The organism is Acidovorax cavernicola, assembly GCF_003581445.1.
Genome location: NZ_QXMN01000279.1, coordinates 1 through 843, shown reverse-complemented (window position 1 = coordinate 843; position 843 = coordinate 1). Strand labels below are relative to the sequence as shown.

At 62.2% G+C, this 843-nt stretch carries 1 protein-coding gene; it reads left to right on the top strand.

The features are described 5' to 3' along the window. Positions 1–843, top strand: an 843-nt coding sequence (locus D3H34_RS33140; RefSeq protein WP_286186578.1) for an EF-Tu/IF-2/RF-3 family GTPase, incomplete at both ends; no start/stop codon positions are given.

The following is an 843-nucleotide window of genomic DNA, read 5'->3' as shown; positions in this document are numbered from 1 at the left end:
GATGAACAGCTGGACTTCCCCGTGGTGTACGCTTCGGGCATCAACGGCTGGTCGTCGACCGAAGAAGGCGCTCCCGGTGAGCAGTGGGGCACCGACATGTCGGCCCTGTTCAACACCATCCTGAACCACGTGCCTTCGGTGCAGGGCGACGCCGCTGCGCCCCTGCAGATGCAGGTCTCGGCACTCGACTACTCGACTTTCGTGGGCCGTATCGGCGTGGGCCGCATCACCCAGGGCACCATCAAGATGGGCCAGGAAGTGCAAGTCATGGCCGGTCCCGACGGCAAGGCCTACAAGGGCCGGATCAACCAGATCCACAAGTTCCAGGGTATCGACCGCGTGCAGGTCAACGAAGCCGGCCCCAGCGACATCGTGCTGGTCAACGGCATCGAAAACCTGGGCATCGGTGAAACCATCACCGACCCGCTGAACCCCCAGCCGCTGCCCATGCTCAAGATCGACGAACCGACCTTGACCATGAACTTCTGCGTGAACAACTCGCCTCTGGCGGGCCGTGAAGGCAAGTTCGTGACCAGCCGCCAGATCTGGGACCGCCTGCAAAAGGAACTGCGTTCCAACGTGGCCCTGCGCGTCAAGGAAACCGACGAAGACGGCATTTTCGAAGTGTCGGGCCGCGGTGAACTGCACCTGACCATTCTGCTGGAAGAAATGCGCCGCGAAGGCTATGAGCTCGCAGTGTCCAAGCCGCGCGTCGTGTTCCGCGAAATCAACGGTGAAAAGCACGAGCCTATCGAGCTGGTCACGGCTGACGTCGAAGAAACCAGCCAGGGCGGCGTGATGCAGGCCCTGGGCGAGCGCAAGGGCGAACTGGTCAACATGGAG